Genomic DNA, 26,782 nt, shown 5'->3' on the forward strand with positions numbered 1-26,782 from the left:
GAAATTAATATATGATTTTAATATAGAAAATTTCATATAACAAAGGAAAAGGTGGATTTATATATATGAAAGAGATTATTTTTGTAACAAGTAATAAAGGAAAGATTGCATCAGCTCAGAGGGAATTAAAAAATATAAAGGTTTTAGCTTATAATGCCGAATTAATAGAACCAAGAAGTGATGATATACAAGAGATAGCGAGACAAAAAGTTTTACAGGCTTATAAAATTGTGAAAACGCCGTGTATAGCCTTAGATAGTGGATTCTTTATAAGTGAATTGAACGGGTTTCCTAGAGCTTATGTTAATCCTATGCTAGACACCATAGGTATAAAAGGAGTACTTAAACTTATGGAAGGTGTGAAAAATAGACATTGTGAATTTAAAACTTGTTTAGCTTATTATGATGGATGCACTATGAAATTTTTTGAAAGTAAATCCATAGGAATAATTTCAGAAGTTATAAAAGGCGTAGATAACGATGAAAAGTGGTCAGACCTATGGTATATATTTATTCCAGAAAAATTTACTAAGACCTTAGCTGAATTTAGTCAGGAAGATTTTTTACAATATGATCTTATTAAAGAAGATAGTTGTATGAAAAAATTCGAAGGTTGGTATGAAAATTTACATATATAAAACTGCTACTGAATTATATTATAAAAAACTTCAAACCATTGTTGTAACTGTGACATCTTCAAAGCACTTTAAAACATCCTTATTAGGTGAAAGCCAATAAGGATGTTTTTATTAATTTACATTATAAAGTTAAATTACATATTCATAAACATTTCTATGTCAGAATCTACATTAGTTATTCCACCAATTCCGAAATTATCTACTAATACTTTAGCTACATTTGGAGATAAGAAGGCTGGTAGAGTTGGTCCTAAGTGGATATTTTTTACTCCAAGGTATAATAATGATAGTAATACTATAACTGCCTTTTGCTCATACCAAGCAATGTTGAAGGCGATTGGTAGGTCATTAATATCTTCAAGTTCAAATACCTCTTTAAGTTTTAGTGCTATAAGAGCTAGAGAGTAAGAATCGTTACATTGTCCAGCATCTAATACTCTTGGAATTCCACCGATGTCTCCAAGGTTTAATTTGTTATATCTATATTTAGCACATCCAGCAGTTAAAATAACTGTATCCTTTGAAAGTTTTTCAGCAAACTCTGTGTAGTATTCTCTAGATTTAGCTCTTCCATCACAGCCTGCCATTACGAAGAATTTTTTAATAGCTCCAGATTTTACAGCGTCAACTACTTTATCAGCAAGTGCTAATACTTGATTGTGGGCAAATCCACCAACTATTTCTCCATTTTCAATTTCTGTTGGAGATGCACATTTTTTAGCTTGTTCAATAATTGCTGAGAAATCTTTTTCCTCACCATGGCCTTCTATATGTGTACAGCCAACATATCCAGCAGCTCCAGTAGTATACATTCTATCTTTATAAGAATCCTTTGGAGGAACAATACAGTTAGTTGTCATTAAGATTGGTCCATTAAAGCTTTCAAACTCTTCTTTTTGTTTCCACCAAGCATTTCCATAGTTACCTGCAAAGTGAGAGTATTTCTTAAATGCAGGGTAGTAGTGAGCTGGAAGCATTTCAGAGTGAGTATAAACATCGATTCCAGTTCCTTCAGTTTGCTTTAATAATACCTCTAGGTCTTTTAAATCATGACCAGAAATTAGTATTCCAGGATTATTTCTAACGCCTATAGATACTTTAGTAATTTCAGGGTTTCCGTAAGTTTCAGTATTAGCTTTATCAAGTAGTGCCATACCATTTACACCAAATTTACCAGTTTCTAAAGTTAAAGCAATTAATTCATCTATAGAAGCGGAGTTATCTAGAGTTTTAGCAAGAGCTTTTTGCATAAAGGCATTAACTTCTTCATCATCATAACCAAGTTCATTGGCATGTTTTAAGTAAGCTGACATACCCTTTACACCGTAGATAATAAGTTCTCTTAAGCTCCTTATATCTTCATTCTCAGTAGCTAATACTCCAACAGTTGTTGATTTTGCATCAAGTTCTTCTTTTGTAGAACCAGTCCATAATGCGCAGCTAGACAAACCATCTTTATTAGCTAACTTAGATAATAGTTCATTTTTAACTTCTAAAGTTCTCATAACTCTAGCATAGAAGATTTCGTCATCAAAGTTAGCATTTGTTATAGTAGTGAAGAGGTTTAATGTAATCATATTATTTACTTCACCAGATATTGTAGTTCCTTCAGCTCTAAGTCTTGTAGTTATTTCACTTAATCCTTTAGTCACATATATTAATAAATCTTGCATTCTTGCTAGGTCTGAAGTCTTACCACAAACCCCTCTCACAGTACAGCCTGAACATCCAGCAGTTTCTTGGCATTGGTAACAAAACATTTTATTTTCCATTAAATAGTCCTCCTTATATTTTAACTAAAATTTTCATCATCTTGTCCATGGCTTAATTATATAGTGTTAGAAAATTTAAGTAGGTAACCGATGTTACGAAAAAGTAATTATTTTTATAAATATATAAGTTGTAATAAAGATAATTCATATCAATTAATTTATAATGTAGAAACTTAATTACAACTTATATAATAAAATAAATCTTTTAGTTAGTAACGAATTCATTAGAAGAAGTTTTTTCATCTATTCTATATAGTTTATACATTGACACAGAGCCTATTAAAGCTAGAAATGCAATAAAAATCCAAAGAGCTCTAATATCAAAGTATTTTATATAGCCTCCAGCAATCATAGGTCCTATGATAAACCCTAGTTTTCTTATGATAGGAAAAATAGAGTTAAATCTACCTCTATGAGATATGGGGGTATGACTAGCTATATACACACTAGTATTAGTTGAAACTAGTATTTCTCCTAAAGTCCAAATTATGGTTGAAATAATGAATAAAAAATAGTGATTTATTGAGAACATCATTCCAAACCCTAAGGCATATAGTAGACCACCTATAGATATGCAGAGAGAAGGTTTTATATTCTTGATTATAGAATTTAAAAACATAGGTAAAACACTACACATAACAGCGTTTACAGTCATAAGACTTGCGAATATAGTAGGAGAACTATCCACAAATAAATCTCCAATTTGTAGAGAAAGCCCAAAATTAAATTGTGAGAAAACTATAAAATATATAACTATAATAAGTGAGAATACAATTAATGTAGGTCTTTTTAATAATGCAGTTAAAAGACTTCCATTTTCACCTTCCTCCAAGGATTTTTTACTTTTAGAATTAATATTCTTAGTAACGTGAAGGGTTTCTGGAACTAGAAATCCTACTAAAATCACTGAAATTAAAGTTGTAACAGCATCACCTAAAAATAGTAAGGGTAAATAATTTGTATATAGAAATGCAGCTAGAAGAGGTCCTACTGCAAAACCAATATTTATGGCCATATATTCGAGAGAAAAGGCAGTTTTTCGCTCATCACCAGAGGTTAAATCTGTAATTATAGTGCTATAAACAGGCAGAGAGATTCCACTGACAAAACTAGAAACTGTAATTAGGATAGTGATTAAGATAGGACTTTTTATAAATGCACAAATTCCAATGGATATAGCTGATATAGTTCTAAATGAAGTAAAAATTACCTTTCTACCTATTTTATCAATTAATTTTCCACCAATTAATGAGCCCAGTAATCCGAACACACTATTAATAGCAACTACAATTCCAACTGTAGCAACACTAATTCCTACCTTATAAGTTAGAAACATAGTTAAAAAGGGAGCTACGAAATTTCCCATATTATTTATGATAGAAGCGAAAAATAATATGTATACCGGAATAGGTAGCTTTTTATAAGGGTTTAGAAATTTATTTATCATGAACTCATCCTCCTAAGTAAAAATAATGTACATATAAATTTTAAGCCATTATATCCATATCTTCAAATGTTTTACATTGAAAAATAATGTGTTAATATTAGATATAATATGGATAATATACATATAAATTGACTATTTATGGTCAATTTATATGTTAAAATTCTAAATAAAAGAAGAGTTGAAGAGGATGATTTAGATGAAAGGCTTTTGTGTAATCTTTGGAAGAGAAATAGAATATGATTTTATATCTTCCTTAATAAGATATAAAAGAACAAAAAACAAAATAAGTCAAGAGGGGCTATCTTATGGAATATGTTCGACTAGCCATCTATGTTATTTTGAAAATGGAAAAAAGAGATTGAGAGAAGACATAATTGAAGCATTGCTAAAGAAATTAGATATAAAAAATTTAGAGGAACTTAAGGATTTAGGAATTATAAGACTGCAATTTTATAATATGATAAACGAGATTGAAGCCTTGAATTTTAAGGGTGCAACAGATATTTATAATGAACTAAAAAAAAGAGAGAGCTTCTTGAAAACTTCGTTATATAGTATGGAATTTGAGATATATAAATTAACCTATGTATTCTTTGTTGAAGGTGTGGCTTATGAGGATTTAAAGGAAGATATAAAAGTATTAGATAGAATATATGATTGTTTAGATGAAGATTTGAAATATATTTATTTAATTACTACGGGAAGATGTATATATAAACACTTAGATTATGAGAAAGGAATAATGAGATTAGAAAAGGCTCAAAAATTAAAGGATACACCGTGGATTAATTATCTTCTAGGTTTTGCTTTTTGCTTTAATGCATCTCCTCTTAAAGCAATTTATTATTTTGAAGTAGCTCTAAGAAATTATGAGAATAATGGAAGATATATTAATGCCGTGTGGTGCCATAACTATATGGGAATTTGTTATTGTAATTTAAAAATCTATGAGCGTTCGGAAATTCATTACAAAGCAGCTTTAAATGGAGCAAATTATTTTAAAGTTGATAAAATTTTACAATCAGTATATATAAATTTATCTGATTTATATCTATGTAAAAAAAATTATGAAGAGAGCATATTATGGTCTGAAAAGGCACTGAGTGTGGGAGGTGATCCATTACTGCCGGCATCAAATTATGTTGAAGCTTGTGTTCCCCTAGGGAAATTGGAGGAGGCTAAAGTAATTTTTAAAAAATATTTAACAAATGAAAATAAGGATTCTAAATATTATAATTTACTGTACTTTAATTATGTTTCTATATTTTACTTTAAAGAAGAAAGATTTTATTACGAAGTAACACAGAAGATATTGCCTTATTACGATAATATTAATTATATAGCCATTGGAAATCAGATAAAACTTAAACTGATAGAATACTTAGAAAGTAAAAGGAGATATAAAGAGGCTAATAAGCTGTATAAAGGACTATTAAAGAATAACAGTTAAATAGGAAAGTTAAGATTATTTTTTTATTTCTATTGACCTTAGCCCAAGATGAAAGTTTAAACTAAAGGTAGAAATTAATTAAGGAGATGGGGAAGACATATGTATACTATTAATGAAGTAGCTGAAATTTTTAATATTACTACTAATAAAATCAGGTTTTATGAGAAGAAGGGGCTAATTTCACCTAAGAGAAATGAAGAAAATGAGTATAGAACTTTTACCAATGAAGACATAATACGACTTCAAGCAATACTTTTATATAGAGATTTAGGATTATCTCTTAAACATATCGTGGAAATTCTAAATAAGGATAGTAAAGAAACATTGCTGGATAATATCCATAAGCAATGGCAGGTTATAAATGATGAAATTCATAGAGCTGCGGATATTAGAAATACTTTAGAAAATATTATGGATAGGATCTATGAAAATGCTTCAGATGATTATATGGAAGAGGTATTGAGCTTGATCAAAGCTAATAATAAGCAGATATCAATGAAAAGCCAATGGAAAGATAGATGGGATTTTAATAGTTGGGCAGATACCTATGATATTTCGGTAAAAGGTGTAGGTGGAAGTATCAAAATTTATAAAAATTATGAGTATATATTAAATACAGTTCATAATTTGGCGAAAGAGAATATTTCAAAGGAGGCTCATATATTAGAAATAGGAGTTGGAACAGGAAACTTAGCCAATAGATTCTTTTATGAAGGAGATAAAATTATAGGTGTGGATCAATCTAGAGAAATGCTCAGAGTAGCTAAAGAAAAAAATCCTAAATTAAAAGTAAGAATAGGAGAATTTTTAAAACTACCCTTTGATAATGATATGTTTGATGTAATTGTTTCTACCTATGCCTTTCATCATTTGAAGGAAGAGGAAAAAATAATAGCTATTAAAGAAATGATGAGGGTTTTAAAGGAAAATGGAAAAATAGTAATTGGAGATATGATGTTCTTAAATGAAGAAGATAAGAAATCTATAATGGAAACTCTAACTAAGAATGAAAAAGCAGAAGTAGAAGATGAATATTATTCTAATATAGAGATATTAAAAGAAGAATTTAAAAAATATAGGATGGAGTTAGAATACAAAAAAATAGATAGATTTAACTATGTAGTTACCATAGAAAGTTGAAAAGGAAATATATAAAATATTGTTATTAAGAACAATAATGTAATTAAATAGAAAAATGTGTTGACATATATGTTAAAAAATGCTAAGATAAGTTTGTTGGAAAAATTAACTATTAAAAATAATTAAAAGGAGGTCGTTTATAAATGAAAAATCTAAGAAATATAAATAGTACTAAATTTAATAATATTGAAAGCGGCCTTAGTGGAAGAGTTTAAAATACTTATTTTGATATTTTAAGTCACAGGGTTGTTTAGACTCTGTGACTTTTTATATTTTGTATATTATAGAAATAGGAAGTCATGGAATATCTTTGAGCTTTTTAGCCAAGGAATATCTATGACTTTTTTTATTTTAATATACAATAAATTCTGAGAGGAGGTGAGATAATGAGGAATATAATAAGCAAATTAATAAATATGAGCAAAAGCAATGAAGAAAGTTACGTTGATTTAGAGATTAGTAAGAAAACTACAGAACAAAATATAAGCTTATGGATTAATAACATTAATACTTTTAAGCAATAATTAGGTTTTGTTAGAAAGGATTCAATCAAAAATAAAAATAAGGAGAGAAGAAATATGAAAAATATGATAACTAAATTTATAAATAAAAGTGGAGATAAGAATTATTACGATATATGGGGATATATAAAAAATAAAGAGCGGAATATGAATTTATGGCTTGATAATATCAATACTTTAAAAATGTAGATCTATAAAAATAGACGAGTAGACTGACTAGTTCTATTTAAAAGATGCTTTAAATAGAAAAGCTCAGTTGAGATGTTTCTACCTCAACTGAGTTTTTTAGTTATTTGATTTAAAAAGCAGGGCTCATTACTGTTTTAAGTTCATCAGTAGATAGAGTTGAGATTTTATAAATATGATCTGCTACACGCTCAAGATGGTTTATAATATCTAAGAAAACAACTCCAGATTCTATATTGCATTTACCTGCATGAAGTCTATGAAGATGATTAGCTTGCAGTTGTTCTATCAATGTATCAACCTCTTCTTCTAACTCTTCAGTATGCTTAGCTAAGTTTAAATCATAGCTATTTAAGCCTTGCATAGTATTATCAAACATTTTAAGTATAAGCTGTTCTAATTGCTTTAATTCCTTAATAGCATCATCAGTAAAAGATATATCTGATTTTAGTGAACCAGTTATAAGTTCTAGGATATCCATTATATGGTCGCCAATTCTTTCTACATTATTTATACTGCTAATCATTGCGGGAACCATAATGGATTCTGAGTGAGTAAGTGGTTGTTTAGAAATATCTACTATATACATAGTTATATCCTTTTGTAATGAGTTTACTAATTCTTCATTTTGTTTAACTGATTCTAAAGGCTTTTCATCATTTTTATATATGGATATCATAGCACTCTTAACCATATCCTTTGTGATTTCAAAGCCATGATTTATCTCTGAGAGTGAAGCTTTAAAGGCTGCAACAGGTGTATTTAATAATAATCTATCTAAATACATAGCACCTTGATGCACGACATCTTTACCTCTAATTACAGTTTCTAAGAATTTAACAAAGTATTTATTTAGTGGTAAGAAAATGGCTGCACTCATTACATTAAATACTGTATGAGAGTTGGCAATTCGAACGCCTATATCTCCAGCTACAGCAGGCTGTAAGTAAGCAGTAACCATCTCTACAATACCTACAAAATACTTTAGGAATACAAAGCATAATAATACTCCAAATAAGTTATATAAAGTATGTGCCCATGCTGTTCTTCGAGCATGAATATTACCAGTTAAGCTAGCTAGTTGAGCTGTTACACAAGTACCTATGTTATCACCAAGCATTATAGCTACAGCTGTGGTTAAATCTATGAGGCCAGCTTGGCCTAATACCATAACTAACCCTACAGTAGCACTACTGCTATGAATTAATGCAGTAACACTAGCTCCAAGCAATATTCCGATAAGTGGATTTGATGCATAGTTTTCAAAAAAGTATTTAAGAGTTTCACTATTACTCATAAATGGGATTCCACTATTAAGAATTTTAAGGCCTAAAAACATCATACCAAAGCCCATTAAGGCTTCTCCTATATTTTTAATAGTTTTATGTTTACTAAAATAACTGATAGCAAAGCCTATACCAAGTACAGGAAGAGCTATATCTGTAAGTTTAAATTTAAAGCTAAAAGCCATAAGTTGTGCAGTAATAGTAGTACCAATATTTGCACCATAAATAATTCCAATAGCTTGAGGAAGCTTCATTAATCCTGCATTTACGAAGCCAACTGTTAATACTGTTATAGCCGTACTGCTCTGAACTAATGCAGTTAAAAAAGTTCCTACCAAAAAGGCACTGAATACATTACCAGTTAAAACAGAAAGAATTTTTCTCATCATTTCTCCAGAGGCTTTTTCTAGTCCTTCGCCCATCTTATCTACACCATACATAAGAAGAGCTGTACCTCCAATTAATCCAAAAACAAGTTCCTTCATAGATAATCCCCCGATTATTAAAAAAATTTAAGATTTATTAACAATTTATCAATTATATTATATACAAATTAATTGATCTTATTTAGTTTTTAACAAAAATTTAACATGTGTTTAACATAGCATAATATAAATGAAATATATAAAATATAATGAATTCAGAGGTGATTTATATATGGAAATATTTTATTGTAATTGTATCTTATGATGAAAATATAAAAATGTAAGCAATTTCGATATAATGAGAGCAATAGGAGGATAAATTCAAATAACATTGCTAAATTTTAAAATATGAATAGTGATATTTTTAGTGTATGGGTGTATTATTTAAATAGTACAGTGATACTGATGATAATGAGGTGATAAATTAATGGATTTTGAATTTAACTCCAAAGAACCTATATATATACAGATAAAAAAATATATTCAAATGCGAATAGTATCAGGAGAGTTAAAAGGGGGAGATAAATTGCAATCAGTAAGAGAGTATGCAACTCAATTAAAAGTAAATCCCAATACAATCCAAAGAGTATATGGAGAGCTGGAGGATGATGGATTAATTATGACTCAAAGAGGAATAGGAAAATTTGTTACAGAGAATGAAGGAACTATAAAAAATTTGAGGAAAGATACATCTAGAGAAATATTAAAAGATTTTATTAAAAACACTAAGGGATTAGGTCTCACTAAGGATGAGATATTTGAGATGATTAATGAGATGTACGAGGAGGTATAGACGTGATGAGAGTGCTGGAGGTTGATAACTTAGTTAAAAAATTTGGGAATAAGGAAATTTTAAAGGGAATAGCCTTTAATTTGGAAGAGGGAAAGGTTCTTGGAATATTAGGGCCAAATGGTCAGGGAAAAACTACTCTTTTGAACATTATTGCAGGTTTATTAAAGCCTACTTTAGGGAGTGTTAAGATAGAGGGAATTCATGTTGGGTATGAAACTAAAAAAATAATATCTTTTCTTCAGGAGAAGAATGTTATTTATAAATGGATGAAGATAAAAGATAGTATAAGTTTTTATAATGACTTTTTTCCAGATTTTAATAAAGATAAGATGAATGAATTTTTAAAGTTTATGAAGTTAGATGAAGATATGAAAGTAAATACACTATCTAAAGGAATGTTAGAGAAATTAGCTTTAAGTATTGCACTAAGCAGAAAAGTTAAGTTATATATATTAGATGAACCTATTTCAGGAGTAGATCCAGTGACTAGAGAGAAGATTATAGAAGCTATAATAAATAACTTAGATTCAGAATCTTCAATGATTATAACAACACACTATGTTGGAGAGCTGGAAAGGATTTTTACTGAGGTTCTATTTTTAGGAGATGGTTCCATCATTGAATACGGGGATGCAGAAAATTTAAGAGAAAAGTATGGAACTTCAATAGATGGAATTTATAGAAAAATATTTGCAGAGTAGGTGGAAATTTATGAGAAATATAGGGAATGTCATAAAGTACAGTATTAGAGGACTAAGAAATTTATATATCATTGAAGCTATACTTTTAGTATTGAGCTTTATTGGAGGAAGCTTTATTATAAGATTTACTATGGGTTTTGATACTATAGCAATGCTTTCAATAATTATTGTTGGAAATTTTATAGCTCATATTATAGTGTTTTCATGTCAAGTGTCAAAGGATTATGGAAGACTACTATTTTTAACACCGATTAAAGGCAGTGAATTTATAATAGCTAAGATATTAGAGTTAGGAATTGTTCAATTAGTAGTAATTATTATTAATACACTAGGGGTAATTATAAATGGTGGTAAGATTCCAGAGATAATATTTATTTCTATTTCTTTAGCATTGTCTCTTTTAATAGCATATATAATTATAATTTCATTAATAATTATATATGGATCTTATTTTAATAGTGTAGCATTAGTAATAGTTTCAATCATATTATCTATAAATTTTGGAGGAATTATATTAAGCTTTTTAACAAGCAGATTATTTAGAGTACTACCTTATATGTACCTACGTTTTGGCTTCTTTGTAGAAATAAATTTGTTTGAAGTCTTAATATATGGTGGAGTAATTTTAACATTAGTTATGTTTGCAAAGAAATTATTAGATACAAAGTTAGATATAGTATAAATTATAGTAATTGTTATGGATGGAAAGATAGTTATAAAAATTAGAAGTTAAATATAATTGAAAGTATTATTATATAAAGAGGTGTGTTTTATGAGAAAAAAAATTGTAGCCTTTGTGGGAGCTGTGATAATGGCAGTTTCACTTACGGCTTGTAATGTAGATATAGGTTTTAGAAATCCTAATAGTAGCAAAAACTCCAATCTAGATATTAATAAATCTATAGACAGTGATGGTATAAAAGATTTGGATATTTCTATAAATATAGGAGAGGTGAGAATTTCAGCTATAGATGGACAGGACTTTACTATAGTTAGTGAAGGAAGAAACGAGGTATCTAGACCAATAGAAATTGATAAAAGTGGAAGCACTTTAAGTATTAAAGAAGAGAATAGCACAAAGAATGTGAATGGATTCAATAATTTAAATTCTAGCAATAGGAAAATAACAATAGGAATACCGAAAGATTTTATGGGAGATTTTAAATATACTTGTGGAATAGGAGATTCTGAGATTAAGGATTTAAATGTTAAAAAAGCTATATTCCAAGGTGGATTAGGAAATATAGATATTAAAGAAATAACTTTTGAAGATATGAGAATATCACAAGGAGTTGGAGACATAGATCTAAAAATAAAAGAGGTAAAAGGTGACTTAATTTATGAAGGTGGAGTAGGAGACGGAGACATTATTATACCTGAAAATTCGCCAGTAAGATTTAAAACTTCCTCTGGCTTAGGAAGTTGCAGAATTATGGCAAAAACCTCTGGAGAAGATAAATATTTGTTTAAAATAACTAGCGGAATTGGGGATATAACAATCGAATAAATTACAAAAAATGTAACGACCCCTGGGGTGATACCATTTAATGGAATTATCTTGGGGGTGTTATTTGATTTAAATGTAGAAATGTTAAATAGATTGTGTTGTGATTTATATGCATATAATGTATTATTTTACATAATGACACAATATAATGTAATTTTACGTAAAAGGGGAAGGTATATGTATAACTATGAGGATTTAATTTATTTGAAGGAAGAGAACTGTTTAGGCTGCAATAAATGCATAAGTAATTGCCCTATATTTGAGGTAAATATAGCTTATAGTACAGATAAGGGTAATAAAATTAAGATTAATGGAGATAAGTGCATACATTGCGGAGAGTGCATTAAGGTATGTGATCATAATGCTAGAGATTTTTATGATGATACAGAGGAATTTATTAAGGATTTAAAAAGTGGTAAGAATATATCAATAGCTGTAGCACCTGCCGTTAGAGCTAATTTTAGAAATTATAAAAATTTGTTTGGATTTTTAAAGGGTTTAGGAGTAAATTTAATTTATGATGTTTCTTATGGAGCAGATATCACAGTATGGGCATATTTAAAAGTTATAGAGGAAAACTCATTAAAATCTATGATTGCACAACCATGTTCTGCTATTGTAAATTATATTGAAAAATATAAATCAGAATTAATTAAACAGCTATCTCCTATAACCAGTCCATTGATGTGTACTGCGATTTATATGAAGAAATATAAAGGTGTAATTGATGACATAGCCTTTTTATCTCCATGTATAGCGAAATCAGATGAGATTCATGATAGAAACACAAATGGATATGTTAAATATAATATTACATTTAAAAAATTAGAAGAATACATAGAGAAAAAAGGAATAGACATAAATAGCTGTGGGGAACAAGATTTTGATAATGTTGATGGTGGGCTAGGATTTTTATTTAGTAGGCCAGGTGGATTAAGAGAAAATGTAGAATTTACATTGCCTGATGCTTGGATTAGGCAAATTGAAGGACAACATCATGCCTATAAATATTTAGATAGTTACTGTAAAAATATTGATAAGAACAAGGAGGCACCGCTCTTAGTTGATGTACTTAACTGTGCCTATGGTTGTAATTTTGGGACAGCAACTAAATTTAATGATTGCAACGATGATTCTTTTTCAGATGATTGTGATTTAAATTTTAATTCTATGAAATCAGCAAAAAGAAAAGAGAAGAAAGGTAAAATTCCTAAAAATAAGGAAAAGTGGCTATTTAATTACTTTGATAAAAATCTTAAACTGGAAGATTTCATACGAAAATATGATAACAAAGAAGTTAGTTCATATATAAAAGAGCCAAGTGAAGAAGAATATAATGAGATTTTTAATCATTTGAATAAGGTTACAGATTCTCAAAGAAAAATTAACTGTTCAGCTTGTGGATATAACTATTGTGAATCCATGGTTAAAGCTATACATAATGGACTTAATATATACTCAAATTGTATTGACTACAATAAAAAAGAAGTTTTAAATGAACAGCAGATAATAAAAGAAAAAGAAGACCAGGTCAAACTACTAGACGAATATAATAAGTTAAGTGAAGAGAGAATTGCAAAGGCTGAGATGTTAAGTAAAGGAGTAACAGAGATAATCAATGCTATAGAGCTGGTTACTGGGCAGAACGCCTTGAATGCAGAAAATATAGAAAAGATTAATAATGAGGCTATAGATGTAATGGATACATCGAAGGATTTAAATGAAAGTATAAAGCTTATGAAGGATAAGATGGATAGATTTAGTAACTCCACAGAAGAAATTGTAAAAGTCGCTAACCAGACTAATTTATTATCACTTAACGCATCTATTGAAGCTGCTAGAGCAGGAGAAGAGGGCAGAGGCTTTAGTGTAGTAGCCAATGAGGTAAAAAAATTATCTGAATATTCCAAACAAGTATCCGTACTGACATCTATGGATCAAAAAGAAATGTTAGAGATATTAAAAGGCGTGATTAATATTTCTCAAGTACTAGAAAGAAAAATTTTAATAGTTAATGAAGCCATTGATAATGTAGCGGGTTCAATGGAAGAGATAGCTGCAGCAAGTGAAGAAATAACAGCTTCAGCTCTAAGCTTAACAAAGTAAAAATTAAAATTTAAGAAATAAATATGTAGACAATGGTTAAAATTAGTAATATAATAATATTATATTAAATAAGAAATTTTGAAAGGAGTGATGTTATATGAAGAATATATTTGATAGTTTATTAGCATTAAATTTTCATATTGACTACTCCTGGGAAGTTTATAAAATATAGTAGAAAGAGTACTATATATTTTTAGATGCCTTATAAAGATGTGCTTTAAAGCCTTGGAGTAGTTATACTAACCAAGGTTTTTATTTTTATGCGTATTTTTAGGAGGATATTTTAATGACAAATAGTTTTGAACATTTATATGAATTAGGATTAACTAAGGCTTTTCAGGAAGAATTTTCAAACAAATATAAAGAAGGAAAGTTTTTAGGGAGAGTAACAGTAGAACAAAAAGGCATCTATAGAGTTGCCACAGAATATAACGAGGTAAATGCTAGAGTATCAGGAAGGTTTATTTATGATAGCGTTAGCAAAGAGGACTATCCAGCAGTAGGTGATTGGGTAATATTAGATAGAGATAGTGATGCAAAGGGTGAAGGAGTTATACATGAAGTTTTATCTCGTAGAAGCAAGCTTTCAAGGAAGGTAGCTGGAGGCAGGTCTGATGAACAGATAATATGTGCTAACGTAAGTAAAATATTTATAACCATGGCACTTAATAATGATTATAATTTAAGAAAGCTTGAAAGATATATCACCATATGTTGGGACAGTGGTGCTATTCCAGTGGTGATTTTAACTAAAGCTGATTTATGTGAGGATTTACATGAAAAAGTAAGTGAGGTTGAGAATATAGCACTGGGTATAGCAGTGTTTTATATAAGTTCATTAACTGGTGAAGGAATAGAAGAGGTATCAGATTCTATTAACAGCGAGGATACAGTAGCGTTTGTAGGTTCTTCAGGAGTTGGTAAATCAACCTTAATTAATAGATTATTAGGGTATGATAAGCAGGAAACAGGAGGAATAAGAAGCTCCGATGACAGAGGTAAGCATACCACTACTCATAGAGAATTAATAACTATGCCTAAGGGAGGAGTAGTTATTGATACTCCTGGAATGAGAGAATTACAGTTACTTGATGATGTGGATGGTGTAGATAACTCTTTTAAGGATATCCTAGAATTATCTCAGCAATGTAAGTTTGCAGATTGCACTCATACTAGTGAACCAGGTTGTGCCATAAGAATAGCCATTGAAGATGGAGTTCTAGATGAAAAAAGACTAATTAATTACTTCAAGCTAAAAAAGGAAGCAGAATATATGGAAAGAAAGCTTAATAAGGCGGCTGCATCAAGCTATAGAAAGCAAATGGTGAGTAGGAATAAAGAAATAAGAGAAAAATTCAAGAAAAGTAAATATTAAAACTTTAAGTTAGGCTCTATGAAAGAAAAAAGCATTAAGAAATACAACCTATTTGAGAGAATCTAGTTGCTGTATTTTAGCTTTTTTACTTGAATAGAGCCTTAGTAAATCAATCTTTTGAAACGGCTTGAGAGTAGTAATATTGTAGTTCTAAAATCAACAATATATTAAAAGAGAGTTTTAATTTATTTTAAAACTTCCACCATTGAGCCATTTTTAAGACCAGCTGCATTTCCTTCATCTATATCAACATGCATTTCTAGTGCATATTCTGGATTAACTCTAACTAAAACATTATCGAATACTAATCCTCTTTTACCTTCAATTTTTACGCTAACTACTTCTTTATCAGTGACACTAAAGGTTTCAGCATCAGAAGTATGCATATGTATATGTCTTCCAGCAGCAATAACTCCTTTATTAAGCTTAACTTCGCCTTTTGGACCAACAATTTTTGCTCCTGGACTATCTATTAAGTCACCTGAGTCTCTTACAGGTGGAATTACCCCTAATACAAAACTATCAGTTAAAGAAATCTCAATTTGAGTTTCTTTTCTTACAGGTCCTAATACTCTTATTCCCTTAAGTGTTCCTTTGGGTCCAACAATATCAACCTTTTCATTTGCAGCAAATTGACCAGGTTGAGATAAGTCCTTCATTTTTGTTAATTCAAAGCCTTGTCCAAACAAAACCTCTAAGTCTGCTTGACTTAAATGTAGATGTTTATTTGATAATCCAACTGGTATCATTTTTTTTGTCATGTTTAAAATCCCCCTTATATAATTAATTTATATTGCAATATACATTATATATAAATTATGAGAAAAATACCAATTTAAATAGGGGATTATATTTTAGAATATTTAATCTAAAATACTTTTAAGGTAACTTCTTAATTGTAAATATAAGCGATATTATAAAAATAGAGGTGAATAAAGTATTAAGCTACAGAGTAATGCACATATCCAAAAGATAACTTTATTCCTTTTAGAGGAATTCTTTTTATCGATGGTAATATAGGCAAAATATAGTGTAATAGCTGTAATTATAACAAAGATAGGTTTATATTTTGATAGACCTGAAAAATATGTTAAGCCCGCTGTCCCTAGACCTAGGGATATGAGTATAGCTCCACCACTTCAGCATATCATGGCAAATAGAGCTGAGATTACAGAAAAGACACTTAATAATTTCTCTTTCATTGCTTCCTCCTATAATATATATCTGTATATTTGTAGCTGTTTTAATATATTTTTGATAATGAACTATATATCATTATGCAATCTCAAAACCAACAATTATTTAAAGTAGAATTTTATATTTTAATATATAGATATTATGATTATACCATAGATAAATAGATTTACTCTAATAAACAATTTGAATTATAAAAGTTTCTTTTGTGTAATCTTTGTTTTATTATGAAGTCCAATTCAAGTTAATTTATTCAGTGTAGAAATATTATTGCAACTTTAATATATAGAAAAAATTAAATATATTCCATATGTGTAAGATGTGAGTTATAATTAGGATTGTATATGATATGGATATGCCTATATAAAAATTACATATTTTAAGGGAGTTTAATGGGGGATTTTATGTTTTTTCAGGAATATATTATGGACATCGTCATTTTTCCGGCTACTACTATTTTACTTATATTGTCAATTAGGATTTTCACAGATAAAGTTATAAGATTAAAAAAATATGATAGAAGAAAAAAGTTGAAAGCTACATCAGAGCTCTTTATATTATTCATTGTATTAACGGTCATACAGATAGGTATTGGAGTTTCGAATCTAGAGATTAGATATACATATATGAATGATATTTCACCAACAATAATGACATTAGCATTGGCATTAATATCATATAGATATAACTTTATTGTTGACAAGGGATTGTTTATAAATGGGAATATAATATTATGGGAAAATATAAAAGTATGGAAGTGGAAAACAGACAGTAAAGATACAGTAATTATAGGATATTCTAATGGAGATAATGGTATTATAAAAAATCTAGCTTTTGAAATTAAAAAAGGACAAGCAAAAGAAATAGAAGAGTTATTGAATTCAAAAAATAGTGCTAAAGTGGATTATATAAAGGGAAATAAAACAAATACTAATAGTATAATAATTTGGAGCATATGTGCACTATTAATTATAGGTGTAGTGGTAAATGTATATATGAAGATAACTCCTAAAAATATAGAAACCTTCCTAGGGGATATTTTAAATAAGGATAAATATGTATCAATTAATTTGATAGAGAAAAAGTATAAGAATGGCAGGTTACAAGAGGAAGATATAAGAATAGAAGAAGTTCAAAAACAGCTTATGATCAATCTGAGCACACTAAAAATAAGAAAATTAGATTTTGAAGTTGATTCTAATAGATTTAACAAAGATATTTTAGAATTATATTTTGTAGATGAGGCTAATAATGTAACAACTATAAGGGCATATCAAGATTTAAGAACTTTACGAATAACCCAAGGTGATAAGGTAGAACATTATTGGGTTGAAGGTGTAAATATAACTAGGAAATTTTTATTGCATAATCCAAAACAAATTAAGCTATCACATTAACGATATTTCTTAAAAGGAAAGCCTATCTGTACCGCTTTGAATTAATATGAAGTATGATTATTACAACTAATATAGATAAAAATAAAAACTAATTTAACATATAAATTTTAGGACTCAAGTAATACTTGAGTCTTTTATTATGGTTTAAATTAAGGAAGTTATTCTAATAATTAACGAACTTCAAGAATATTATTACAAATATTCTATATATAGGTTATAATTTAAGGTGTAATAATTGGGAGAACTTATGTATTAAACCATATATATAAATTTATTGATAATTATGTAAGGAGTAAGATATGGGGATTTCAGTGGATATATTTATGCAAATAATATTAACAATTTCTTTATTAATATTACTCTATAGCATAGCTAAGCATATTTATAAGCTTATATTAGGGTATGGATTTAAAGATAAACAGCGAATTGAAGTATCAAATATACATAGTATAGTTATGCTTATTATAGCTTTCATGTATATGCTGTTATTTTTATATGGAAATAAGTCAACTGTAAATCTTACTATGTTTATTAATACAATTGTATTTATTTCATTGAGTATGTTTAGGTATGAGTATAACTTTATTTTACCACAGGGACTATTTATAAGAGGCAAAATAATAGGTTGGAATAGAATTAAAAAATGGGATTATGAAGATAACAGTTATAATAAAATAAAAATAGAATATTTTAGGGATGAAAATAGAGAGTCTGTAGAACAGCTAAGATTTAGAGTAAATGATAATTTTAGAATGAAATTAGTAGATATCTTAAAAGAGAGCATTGATAATAAAACCTTAGAACATATATCTACGGAAATATATATAGATAAAAAAGTAAAGCTTAAGGTAAGTATGATTTTGTTAGCGTTAATTCTAACCATGGCTTTTGGTAGTTATAAATTTATGCAGCCGAAAAGCATGCCAGATATGGTAGGTAAGGAATTTAAAAACAGAAAAATATCTACCTTAACTATATTATATGATACTAAAGAGCCAAATCCAATTTATGATGGTAGGACATGGGCCATGACTATTAAAAAAGATAAAATTCAAGAGTTAGTAAACTACCTTAGTGAAATTCAATTAGCAAGAAATTTTTCAAGAGAAACAATGAATTATGACTTTGATGATATGTATACAATAGCATTATATGAATTAAGTGGTGACAAATTAGAAATTTATATACACAGGTCAAAACCTATAGTGGAAATAAGGCATAATTATTATAATAGAAAAACATATTCTATTACAAATGCACCACTAGATTTAGAGTTTCTAAATGAGTTTGGAAAAAGTATTGACTCTAATAATAAGGAGTAAGAGGTATGTTTTGGGAGAAAAAATGGATTATGACACTATGGGAAGTGTTGTACAGGCAATAGGATATTTAATAGTAGCAATGAAAGCTTATAACTTTAATTTTATAAGTAATGAAGGGCTCTTTATAGATGGCAAGCTTATACTATGGATGAATATTAAAACTTGGCGATGGCATGAAGACAATAAGGATACCATAGTTGTAGAATATTATGATAAATTAAAGCATAAGGAAAGTGAGAAAAACCTTTATGTTTGGGAAAGTCAAGCCCAGGAAATAGAAGAATTTATGAATTCTAAATTAGGCAATGAATTATATGTGCCAGATGAAATGTTGGAAAATATAAATCATAGGATTCTATTAAGTAAAATTGTATTTGGAGTATTAATTATAGGATTTCTATTAACCTCTTATGTGAGATTTCAGCCTAAAGATATAGAAGCTTTTTTAGAAGATATTCTAAACAGTGAAAAATATATGTATGCTAATATTTCAAGACAAGATAATATAAGGGACAGCAAAGCCTTAGATAGTAAACAGGATATCGAGAAAGCTATTGAAGAAGTGAAAAAAATGCAGGTTAGGAAAATTCCCTTCTCACTAGTTAGTAGTCGATATGAGCAGGATAAGATGCGATTTAGGTTTACTGATAGATCTAATAATAAAATTGATTTTGAAGTATACAAGGACTCAAATACTTTGTATGTAACTCAAGGAAAGGAAACAGAGTATTATTGGATTGAAAGTGGCGAGCCAAATTAATTTTGTGAAGACATTAGGATATAGGGTCATTAAAGGAAGTGATATTTTGTATTTTAAAGAGTTTATTTTGCCAATAATAGATGTGCCATTATCTTTTATTTTACTTATTTTTAGTATAGGAATGTTTATAAATAGATTAATTATTCTTATGGAATTTAAAGAAAGGAAGAGAGTAAAAACCCTATCACAGTTTTCAATAATTATTATACTATGGGGAACCATTAGAATTTTTGATGGCATATTTGGCATATATGAAGGTCACTCATGGGTTACTAGTGGTGCTATATTTATGATTGTTGGTATATGGCTGTGGGAGTGTAATTTTATCTTAAGACAAGGATTGTTTATTAAGGGAAAGTTAATAGCTTGGAGAGATGTAGAGAACTGGGAATACAAAAATGGACATGTAGGAACAGTACTTATTAAATATGTGAATCACAAAAACAATAAACTAAAAAAAATACAATTTTATGTACCTAAGGTTCAATTAGAAGAAATAGAAAATATATTAAATCACAATATATATAAAGGGAATATTCATACTATAGAATACAGACGTAGTAAAAAATTATTAAAGTTAGTTAACTATGTCCTATGTATGTTATTGGTTATAGGTTTCGGAATATATACTTATAAATATTTAGCTCCTAAACCTTATAATGAAATTGTAGAAAATATGGATTCATTTAAAGAAGTCAATGGAATATCTATTCGATATGATAAACGGGATAGTAATAATTTAAATTTTGGGCTTTTAACTAAGGAATTAGAAATTAACAATATTTTAGAACATTTAAACACACTGAAATTTTGTATTATACCTTTGAAAAACTATGTAGGTATAATTGATAGTGATAGTTTCTCAATATCAATAGGGAATAGACAAGGGGAAAGTATTTATATATCATTAAAATATAAAGAGGATTATGCTATAGCTAGAGTTCAAACCAATAATACAGCTCGACATTATTTTATAAGAGGGGGAATAGACAAAGAAGTTTTTCTAAAATATTGTGAAACTTTAAAACTATAGAGGAGGAGTAATATGGACTACTTATTACTGGCGATAGGGATTATCATAATAATACTTTTATTAATAATACTAATGCAACTTAGAAATAAAAAAGATTTCAATGGCATAGATGAGAAAAAACTAGCAGCATATATGGAAAAGGTAGAGAGGTCAATCCTTCAAGAATTGAGAGGTACAAGGCAAGAAATGGGAAATAGTATCCAAACAGCCATGAATGGAAATAATGATGCACTAACAAAATCCTTAGCTTATATTTCTACTATGCAGGATAGAAGACTTGAAGGGGTACAAAAGAGTGTTAATGATATGATGAAAAATTTAGAGCAGCGCATATCTGTTTTTACTATGGAAAGTTCACAAAGACTAGACAATATGAGAGGAACTATAGAAGAACGATTAAACTATATGCAGGAAAGTAATAGTAAAAGGCTTGAAGAGATGCGTGCCACGGTAGACGAAAAACTTCAAAAGACTTTAGAGGAGAGAATTGGACAATCCTTTAAATTGGTAAGTGATAGACTTGAACAAGTTTATAAGGGTCTTGGAGAAATGCAGAATTTAGCTTCAGGAGTTGGAGACTTAAAAAAAGTTTTATCTAATGTTAAGACTAGAGGAATCCTCGGAGAAATTCAACTTGGTGCCATACTTGAGCAGATGTTATCTCCAGAGCAATACGATACTAATGTATCAACTAAAAAAGGAAGCTCTAATGTAGTAGAGTTTGCTGTTAAGCTACCAGGAGATGATAATGGAACAGTGTACTTACCTATAGATGCTAAATTCCCTGGAGATACCTATAGTCAGTTAATGGATGCCTATGATAGTGGAAATCCATCAGAGATTTTAGATGCAGGAAAGATATTAGAGAGTAGAATAAGGCAATGTGCAAAGGATATAAGGGATAAATATATTGATCCGCCAAACACTACAGATTTTGCAATTATGTTTTTACCATTTGAAGGTCTATATGCAGAGGTTGTAAGGCGAGGTATGGTGGAAATATTACAAAGAGACTATAAAATAAATATATCAGGTCCTACCACCATGGCAGCATTATTAAACAGTTTGCAAATGGGATTTAAAACCCTAGCTATCCAAAAAAGGTCTGGAGAAGTATGGAACGTACTAGGAGCAGTTAAAACAGAATTTGATAAATTTGGGGAAGTTTTAGAAGCTACTCAAAAAAGATTAGATCAAGCCAATAGTGAATTAGACAAGTTAGTAGGAGTAAGAACTAGACAGATACAAAGAAAGCTAAGTTCAGTAACTAAGATATCAGAAGAGGAAAGCAGTAAGCTTATATCAATAGTAGAGATTGATGAGTAAAGTTATATAATGTAGATTTTAAAATTTAAAAGTATTGAGGTTACTTAATTTGAAAAATATGTAAAATGTATTGAAAAATACATTTTTTTTAATTTATAATTATAGTGTATAGGATATATAAAATAGATATAAGGGGGAATTTTTATGTTTAAAAATGTAATTGTGAGAAAGCCATGTAAAGCCATGGTGGAAGGAATAACTAGCGCAGATTTAGGTAAGCCAAATTATGAATTAGCGCTAAAACAACATGATAACTATATTGAGACCCTTAAAAACTGTGGAGTAAATGTAACGGTGTTAGAAGCAGATGAAAAATATCCAGATTCATGCTTTGTAGAGGATGTGGCACTTTGTACAAAAAAATGTGTAATTTTAACTCGTCCAGGAGCATTAAGCAGAAGAAGAGAAATTGAAGCACAGGATATGAAAGCTGCACTTGAAAAATTTTATAGTAATATTGAGTATATAGTGGACTCAGGTACAGTTGAAGCAGGAGATATAATGATGGTAGGAGATCATTTTTATATTGGACTTTCTGCAAGGACTAATGAAGAGGGTGGAAGACAAATGATTGAAATCCTTAAAAAATACGGTATGACTGGATCCATAGTACCACTAAGAGAAGTATTACATTTAAAAACTGGACTAGCATATTTAGAGAATAATAACCTATTAGTAGCAGGGGAGTTCGTTACAAGTCCAGAATTTAAGAATTTTAATAAAATTATTATTAACCCTGAGGAAAGTTACTCTGCAAATTGTATATGGGTTAACGATGTAGTTATAGTTCCAGAAGGATATTCAGGTACAAAGACCGCTATAGAGGCCGCTGGATATAAAGTGGTAGAAGTAGATACCTCTGAGTTTAGAAAATTAGATGGTGGGTTAAGTTGCTTATCTCTAAGATTCTAGTAATAAATACTAGCCTAAAATAGAGCCTAAAAATTAAATAAGGGGGATTTATCATGGCCAATAACCAAAAGCTAGAAACTAAAGTTAAATCAGAAGGATTAGGGTACTTAAGATTAACTGCAGTAGCTATAGGAGCTACCATTGGAGGAGGAGTATTTAGCCTTGCAGGAGATATGGCTGCAAATGGAGCAAATACTGGAGCGGTACTTATAGGATGGCTAATTTGTGGTATTGGTATGCTAGCATTGACAATGTGTTTTTTGGACTAAACAAAATAAAACCCCATTTAACAGGCGGTATATATAGTTATGCAAAAGAAGGGTGGGGGGATTATGTAGGTTTTAACTCCGCATGGGGATATTGGATTAGTGCATTACTTGCAAATGTTTCTTATGCAACCCTTTTATTTGCTGCAATATCTTATTTTATACCTATTTTTGGAGAAGGAAATAATCTTATATCTATAGTATGTGCTTCTGCAGTTATTTGGATAATGAACTATTTGGTTTTAAGAGGGGTAAAAGAAGCAGCAGGTATCAATCTTATAATAACTATAAGTAAGATTGCTCCTATATTAGTATTTATAATGGCCATGATATTTTTAAGTGCATTTAATTTAGATATATTTATGTCAAATTTTTGGGGAGAGCCTGGTGGAATATCTATTGCTGAGCAGATAAAGGCGACCTCAGGAACTACAGTTTGGGCTTTCATAGGTATTGAAGGAGCTGTAGTTATTTCTGGAAGAGCTAAGCGTTCAAAGGATGTAGGAAAAGCTACGATAACGGCATTTCTAAGCGTTATTGCACTTTACATCATGGTATCTGTTCTCAGTATGGGTGTAATGCCTAGGGCTGAATTGGCTGAACTTGGGAATCCACCAATGGCGGCTATCTTAGAAAGTGTAGTGGGGTCATGGGGGGCAGCTCTAGTTAATTTAGGAGTAATTATATCTCTTGCTGGAGCAACCTTAGGATATACAATAATTGCATCAGAATGTCCATATTTAGCTGCAAAAAATGGAGTATTCGCAAAAGCCTTTGCAAAAGAAAATAAAAATGGAGCACCTAGTAATTCGCTATTTTTGACAAATGGAGTAATTCAAGTATTTTTAATAATAACTTACTTAAATGCTTCAACTTATCAGATATTCTATACAATATCTGCAAGTATGATAATGATTCCATACCTTTTAAGTGCTTTATACTATTTAATTATAGCTATAAGAAAAAATGATTTTGATATAAATGATAGTAAATCAGTAATAATAGCTAGAATAGTAGGTATCTTTGGAACAATATATGGACTTTGGTTAATATATGCAAGTGGTTTGACAGGCCTATTAATAACAGCAATACTTTATGCACCAGGAACCTTAGTATATATTAAGGCTAAGAAGGAAAAGGGAGAAAAATATTTAGAAAAGACTTCAGACAAAGTTATATGTGTAGTATTAGTTGCATTAGCAATATTATCCTTAGTATTAATATTTAATGGTACTATTAAACCATTTTAGTAGAAGATAGATTATGTTAAAGGTTTTAGGAGAAAAGAGATTCTCCCTAAGACCTTTTAAATTTAAGTTAAAAGTTATCTGTACTTTATAGGAAACTTATTTTAGCTGTTTATTAAGTTCTTTTACATTTTTAATTTTTAGTTTATCGTTTATGTCAAAAGAGAAGGCATATTTAACATAACCAAACTCATCCTTTGCACTTAAATCTTTATCAAATCCATTCCCATTGATAGTTACATTGCTGTATTTGTAGCCATTAGAAGCTAAAAGTTTTTGTATAATTTCACAGGATTCAAAAAAATCTTCTTTATTTTCTTTTGAACTATCAAATACTAAATCTAAGTTTATTGGCTTAGCCAACACTAAATCCTTAGACCACTTTGTATTACTAGGTAGTTGTCCTTTTAATACTTCCACTAATACATAAAGATTTTTTATATTGGGGATTTCTTTATTTAATATTAAAGAGAGCTCTGAGGAGGCTTCCTTACTTAATCTATCACATAGCTCTTCATCTATCCTAGAATAGTATATTTCATCATATCTAACCTTAGGTTTAATAGTCCCACTAGTATCTATGGTGTACTCTTTAGGTGAGTTTTCTTTATTATCACTATCACCGATTGCAAGCACATTAAAGTTATAGGAGCTAAACTTAAAATTATAGCTACCTTCAGTAATTCTCATAGTTTCATTAGGATAGGTCTCTTTTAAATACTTTTCTACAGTTTTTTTACTCATATATTTAGTTATAGGATTACCATTAAAGGCATTATAGGCTGATAAAATAAAGAGTATTATTATGGTTAAAAGAGTTATATAAAATAGTTTCTTTTTATTCAATAAAATCACTACCTTTCTTTAATTTTTAAGATACATAATCCTGCTATTCCACCTATAAGTGCAAAGAGAAAATGGATTAAGGATATCATAAAAGAGCCCATGAGATTTTCCAATAAAAATCCCCAAAAGGATATATCTACATAGTTACCCTTAAAGAAGGATATTACATTTTCACCAAAGGACCAAATGAAAATAGGTAAAAAAGAAAGCAGGAAAACTATTTTCATATCCTTATAAAACACATATATAACACACCCTAAGATCGCATACCACAATACAAAGCCAAAGCTTTCATTTATTAAGGAAGTATTTATGGCGAAGTAAAAAGACAATACTACAAATATAATTTGATAAAGAGAGAGTTTTCTATTTATTTTTTTAAACATAACATCTACGTCTTGAGTAGCTTCTATAGGAGACTTAATAATTTGTTCTTTAGAGAGCTCACATAAATTTTTACATTCAGTACACTGCGCTATATGATATTCCATCCATTTTGTAGTTTCATTACTCAATAGATTTTCATTATATAAAGGTAATAAATCTTCAAATATATAACATTGCTTATCCATTATATTTCTTCAACTCCTTCTGAAGTTTTAGTTTAGTTCTATGAAAATTAACCCTTGCATAATTTTCACTGATATTTAATAGTGTGCCTATCTCTTGAAAGGAAAGCTCTCCATAAATTCGTAAAATCACAATTTCTTTAGGTGTATCCTCTAGGTTATTAATAAGGTTTAATAGAGTAGCTTTTTCATACTTTTCTATGAATTCATCTTCTAAATTACAGTAGTTTAGAGAATTGGTTGAAAGCTCATGAGTTAAATTTTTTGTATACTTCTTTTTCCTAAATTCCTTTTTTAATAAATTATTAGCTATAGAAAATACCCAGGTTCGTAGAGAGGAATTTCCTTTAAAAGAATTATAGGATTTTAAGGCTTCATAAAAGACTTCTTGAGTTAAATCTTCAGAGAGTTCTTTATCCTTGGTTTTTATATAAAAAAAAGCATAAATCTTAGGTTGAATATGATTATATAAACTTTCTAAATTTTTCATCCCTTAACTCCTCTCTAGCAAGTTTCTTTTCATATCATTAGTACCATAAAAGGTTGTTTTGTTACAAGAAAAA

General features: G+C 29.2%; 26 protein-coding genes. 19 read left to right on the forward strand and 7 right to left on the reverse strand.

Going from position 1 to position 26,782, the window contains the following annotated elements; all coding sequences use genetic code 11:
- Positions 1–65: 65 nt before the first annotated feature.
- Positions 66–638 (forward strand): non-canonical purine NTP pyrophosphatase, encoded by a 573-nt coding sequence (locus ACI48Q_RS02730; protein ID WP_474917506.1) that lies wholly within the window; start codon positions 66–68, stop codon positions 636–638.
- A 134-nt stretch (positions 639–772) separates the two neighbouring features.
- Here the strand turns inward: ACI48Q_RS02730 and hcp are convergent, their stop codons facing one another.
- Both hcp and ACI48Q_RS02740 read right to left on the reverse strand, forming a co-directional pair.
- A complete protein-coding gene (gene hcp / locus ACI48Q_RS02735) occupies positions 773–2,410 on the reverse strand; it encodes a hydroxylamine reductase (RefSeq protein WP_474917507.1) in 1,638 nt (545 codons plus the stop codon).
- A 205-nt stretch (positions 2,411–2,615) separates the two neighbouring features.
- On the reverse strand, positions 2,616–3,857 hold the full coding sequence (locus tag ACI48Q_RS02740; protein ID WP_474917508.1) for an MFS transporter: 1,242 nt from the start codon (positions 3,855–3,857) through the stop codon (positions 2,616–2,618).
- A 196-nt stretch (positions 3,858–4,053) separates the two neighbouring features.
- Between ACI48Q_RS02740 and ACI48Q_RS02745 the strand changes: the two genes are divergently transcribed.
- The 4 genes from ACI48Q_RS02745 (at position 4,054) to ACI48Q_RS02760 (ending at position 7,157) form a co-directional block, all read left to right on the forward strand.
- Positions 4,054–5,307, forward strand: a complete 1,254-nt coding sequence (locus ACI48Q_RS02745; protein ID WP_474917509.1) for a transcriptional regulator — start codon at positions 4,054–4,056, stop codon at positions 5,305–5,307.
- Between the two features lie 99 nt (positions 5,308–5,406).
- A complete protein-coding gene (locus ACI48Q_RS02750) occupies positions 5,407–6,447 on the forward strand; it encodes a MerR family transcriptional regulator (RefSeq protein ID WP_474917510.1) in 1,041 nt (346 codons plus the stop codon).
- Positions 6,448–6,833: 386 nt separating this feature from the next.
- Positions 6,834–6,971 (forward strand): hypothetical protein, encoded by a 138-nt coding sequence (locus ACI48Q_RS02755; protein WP_474917511.1) that lies wholly within the window; start codon positions 6,834–6,836, stop codon positions 6,969–6,971.
- A gap of 54 nt (positions 6,972–7,025) precedes the next feature.
- Positions 7,026–7,157, forward strand: a complete 132-nt coding sequence (locus tag ACI48Q_RS02760) for a hypothetical protein (RefSeq protein ID WP_474917512.1) — start codon at positions 7,026–7,028, stop codon at positions 7,155–7,157.
- Between the two features lie 109 nt (positions 7,158–7,266).
- Here the strand turns inward: ACI48Q_RS02760 and ACI48Q_RS02765 are convergent, their stop codons facing one another.
- Complete coding sequence (locus tag ACI48Q_RS02765) at positions 7,267–8,925, reverse strand: Na/Pi cotransporter family protein (RefSeq protein WP_474917513.1); 1,659 nt, start codon at positions 8,923–8,925, stop codon at positions 7,267–7,269.
- A 367-nt stretch (positions 8,926–9,292) separates the two neighbouring features.
- Here ACI48Q_RS02765 and ACI48Q_RS02770 point away from each other — a divergent pair, with 367 nt between their 5' ends.
- From ACI48Q_RS02770 to rsgA, 6 genes are all read left to right on the forward strand, one after another.
- On the forward strand, positions 9,293–9,658 hold the full coding sequence (locus tag ACI48Q_RS02770) for a GntR family transcriptional regulator (RefSeq protein WP_474917514.1): 366 nt from the start codon (positions 9,293–9,295) through the stop codon (positions 9,656–9,658).
- A 5-nt stretch (positions 9,659–9,663) separates the two neighbouring features.
- Entirely contained in the window at positions 9,664–10,359 is a 696-nt protein-coding gene (locus ACI48Q_RS02775; RefSeq protein ID WP_474918326.1) for an ABC transporter ATP-binding protein, read from the forward strand.
- A gap of 10 nt (positions 10,360–10,369) precedes the next feature.
- Complete coding sequence (locus ACI48Q_RS02780) at positions 10,370–11,041, forward strand: hypothetical protein (protein WP_474917515.1); 672 nt, start codon at positions 10,370–10,372, stop codon at positions 11,039–11,041.
- Between the two features lie 90 nt (positions 11,042–11,131).
- Positions 11,132–11,866, forward strand: a complete 735-nt coding sequence (locus ACI48Q_RS02785) for a DUF4097 family beta strand repeat-containing protein (RefSeq protein ID WP_474917516.1) — start codon at positions 11,132–11,134, stop codon at positions 11,864–11,866.
- 177 nt (positions 11,867–12,043) lie between these two features.
- Entirely contained in the window at positions 12,044–13,972 is a 1,929-nt protein-coding gene (locus tag ACI48Q_RS02790) for a [Fe-Fe] hydrogenase large subunit C-terminal domain-containing protein (RefSeq protein ID WP_474917517.1), read from the forward strand.
- Positions 13,973–14,258: 286 nt separating this feature from the next.
- Entirely contained in the window at positions 14,259–15,347 is a 1,089-nt protein-coding gene (gene rsgA / locus ACI48Q_RS02795; protein WP_474917518.1) for a ribosome small subunit-dependent GTPase A, read from the forward strand.
- A 185-nt stretch (positions 15,348–15,532) separates the two neighbouring features.
- Here rsgA and pduL read toward each other — a convergent pair whose 3' ends face one another.
- Entirely contained in the window at positions 15,533–16,108 is a 576-nt protein-coding gene (gene pduL / locus ACI48Q_RS02800) for a phosphate propanoyltransferase (protein WP_474917519.1), read from the reverse strand.
- Positions 16,109–16,945: 837 nt separating this feature from the next.
- Here pduL and ACI48Q_RS02805 point away from each other — a divergent pair.
- From ACI48Q_RS02805 to ACI48Q_RS02840, 8 genes are all read left to right on the forward strand, one after another.
- Positions 16,946–17,938, forward strand: coding sequence for a DUF5673 domain-containing protein (locus tag ACI48Q_RS02805; RefSeq protein ID WP_474917520.1), 993 nt, complete (start codon positions 16,946–16,948; stop codon positions 17,936–17,938).
- Between the two features lie 299 nt (positions 17,939–18,237).
- Positions 18,238–19,260, forward strand: a complete 1,023-nt coding sequence (locus ACI48Q_RS02810) for a hypothetical protein (RefSeq protein ID WP_474917521.1) — start codon at positions 18,238–18,240, stop codon at positions 19,258–19,260.
- A gap of 10 nt (positions 19,261–19,270) precedes the next feature.
- Positions 19,271–20,020: a hypothetical protein gene (locus tag ACI48Q_RS02815; protein ID WP_474917522.1), complete on the forward strand. Its 750-nt coding sequence runs from the start codon at positions 19,271–19,273 to the stop codon at positions 20,018–20,020.
- A 46-nt stretch (positions 20,021–20,066) separates the two neighbouring features.
- The gene (locus ACI48Q_RS02820) at positions 20,067–21,053 is read left to right on the forward strand and encodes a hypothetical protein (RefSeq protein ID WP_474917523.1); all 987 of its coding nucleotides are present in this window, start codon (positions 20,067–20,069) and stop codon (positions 21,051–21,053) included.
- Positions 21,054–21,065: 12 nt separating this feature from the next.
- On the forward strand, positions 21,066–22,379 hold the full coding sequence (locus ACI48Q_RS02825) for a DNA recombination protein RmuC (RefSeq protein ID WP_474917524.1): 1,314 nt from the start codon (positions 21,066–21,068) through the stop codon (positions 22,377–22,379).
- Positions 22,380–22,523: 144 nt separating this feature from the next.
- The gene (locus tag ACI48Q_RS02830) at positions 22,524–23,291 is read left to right on the forward strand and encodes a dimethylarginine dimethylaminohydrolase family protein (RefSeq protein WP_474917525.1); all 768 of its coding nucleotides are present in this window, start codon (positions 22,524–22,526) and stop codon (positions 23,289–23,291) included.
- Positions 23,292–23,344: 53 nt separating this feature from the next.
- On the forward strand, positions 23,345–23,560 hold the full coding sequence (locus ACI48Q_RS02835; protein WP_474917526.1) for a hypothetical protein: 216 nt from the start codon (positions 23,345–23,347) through the stop codon (positions 23,558–23,560).
- Positions 23,506–24,807 carry a basic amino acid/polyamine antiporter gene (locus tag ACI48Q_RS02840; RefSeq protein ID WP_474917527.1) on the forward strand — a complete coding sequence of 434 codons (1,302 nt, stop codon included), beginning with the start codon at positions 23,506–23,508 and terminating at the stop codon, positions 24,805–24,807. The genes ACI48Q_RS02835 and ACI48Q_RS02840 overlap by 55 nt, the downstream gene beginning before the upstream one ends.
- A gap of 96 nt (positions 24,808–24,903) precedes the next feature.
- On the opposite strand, the gene ACI48Q_RS02845 is transcribed toward ACI48Q_RS02840, so the two are convergent.
- From ACI48Q_RS02845 to ACI48Q_RS02855, 3 genes are read right to left on the reverse strand one after another with little or no spacing between them, the layout of a single operon-like run.
- Positions 24,904–25,650: a YfjL-like protein gene (locus tag ACI48Q_RS02845; protein WP_474917528.1), complete on the reverse strand. Its 747-nt coding sequence runs from the start codon at positions 25,648–25,650 to the stop codon at positions 24,904–24,906.
- Between the two features lie 8 nt (positions 25,651–25,658).
- On the reverse strand, positions 25,659–26,222 hold the full coding sequence (locus ACI48Q_RS02850) for a hypothetical protein (protein ID WP_474917529.1): 564 nt from the start codon (positions 26,220–26,222) through the stop codon (positions 25,659–25,661).
- Complete coding sequence (locus ACI48Q_RS02855; RefSeq protein WP_474917530.1) at positions 26,215–26,709, reverse strand: RNA polymerase sigma factor; 495 nt, start codon at positions 26,707–26,709, stop codon at positions 26,215–26,217. Before ACI48Q_RS02855 ends, ACI48Q_RS02850 begins: the two co-directional genes overlap by 8 nt.
- Positions 26,710–26,782: the final 73 nt, after the last annotated feature.

The sequence above is a fragment of the Clostridium sp. LXY-7 genome (assembly GCF_056172015.1).

Coding starts and splice junctions, on each gene's coding strand:
- ACI48Q_RS02730 (WP_474917506.1), top strand. CDS start 66: ATGAAAGAGATTATTTTTGTAACAAGTAATAAAGGAAAGATTGCATCA.
- hcp (WP_474917507.1), bottom strand. CDS start 2,410: ATGGAAAATAAAATGTTTTGTTACCAATGCCAAGAAACTGCTGGATGT.
- ACI48Q_RS02740 (WP_474917508.1), bottom strand. CDS start 3,857: ATGATAAATAAATTTCTAAACCCTTATAAAAAGCTACCTATTCCGGTA.
- ACI48Q_RS02745 (WP_474917509.1), top strand. CDS start 4,054: ATGAAAGGCTTTTGTGTAATCTTTGGAAGAGAAATAGAATATGATTTT.
- ACI48Q_RS02750 (WP_474917510.1), top strand. CDS start 5,407: ATGTATACTATTAATGAAGTAGCTGAAATTTTTAATATTACTACTAAT.
- ACI48Q_RS02755 (WP_474917511.1), top strand. CDS start 6,834: ATGAGGAATATAATAAGCAAATTAATAAATATGAGCAAAAGCAATGAA.
- ACI48Q_RS02760 (WP_474917512.1), top strand. CDS start 7,026: ATGAAAAATATGATAACTAAATTTATAAATAAAAGTGGAGATAAGAAT.
- ACI48Q_RS02765 (WP_474917513.1), bottom strand. CDS start 8,925: ATGAAGGAACTTGTTTTTGGATTAATTGGAGGTACAGCTCTTCTTATG.
- ACI48Q_RS02770 (WP_474917514.1), top strand. CDS start 9,293: ATGGATTTTGAATTTAACTCCAAAGAACCTATATATATACAGATAAAA.
- ACI48Q_RS02775 (WP_474918326.1), top strand. CDS start 9,664: ATGAGAGTGCTGGAGGTTGATAACTTAGTTAAAAAATTTGGGAATAAG.
- ACI48Q_RS02780 (WP_474917515.1), top strand. CDS start 10,370: ATGAGAAATATAGGGAATGTCATAAAGTACAGTATTAGAGGACTAAGA.
- ACI48Q_RS02785 (WP_474917516.1), top strand. CDS start 11,132: ATGAGAAAAAAAATTGTAGCCTTTGTGGGAGCTGTGATAATGGCAGTT.
- ACI48Q_RS02790 (WP_474917517.1), top strand. CDS start 12,044: ATGTATAACTATGAGGATTTAATTTATTTGAAGGAAGAGAACTGTTTA.
- rsgA (WP_474917518.1), top strand. CDS start 14,259: ATGACAAATAGTTTTGAACATTTATATGAATTAGGATTAACTAAGGCT.
- pduL (WP_474917519.1), bottom strand. CDS start 16,108: ATGACAAAAAAAATGATACCAGTTGGATTATCAAATAAACATCTACAT.
- ACI48Q_RS02805 (WP_474917520.1), top strand. CDS start 16,946: ATGTTTTTTCAGGAATATATTATGGACATCGTCATTTTTCCGGCTACT.
- ACI48Q_RS02810 (WP_474917521.1), top strand. CDS start 18,238: ATGGGGATTTCAGTGGATATATTTATGCAAATAATATTAACAATTTCT.
- ACI48Q_RS02825 (WP_474917524.1), top strand. CDS start 21,066: ATGGACTACTTATTACTGGCGATAGGGATTATCATAATAATACTTTTA.
- ACI48Q_RS02830 (WP_474917525.1), top strand. CDS start 22,524: ATGTTTAAAAATGTAATTGTGAGAAAGCCATGTAAAGCCATGGTGGAA.
- ACI48Q_RS02835 (WP_474917526.1), top strand. CDS start 23,345: ATGGCCAATAACCAAAAGCTAGAAACTAAAGTTAAATCAGAAGGATTA.
- ACI48Q_RS02840 (WP_474917527.1), top strand. CDS start 23,506: ATGGCTAATTTGTGGTATTGGTATGCTAGCATTGACAATGTGTTTTTT.
- ACI48Q_RS02850 (WP_474917529.1), bottom strand. CDS start 26,222: ATGGATAAGCAATGTTATATATTTGAAGATTTATTACCTTTATATAAT.
- ACI48Q_RS02855 (WP_474917530.1), bottom strand. CDS start 26,709: ATGAAAAATTTAGAAAGTTTATATAATCATATTCAACCTAAGATTTAT.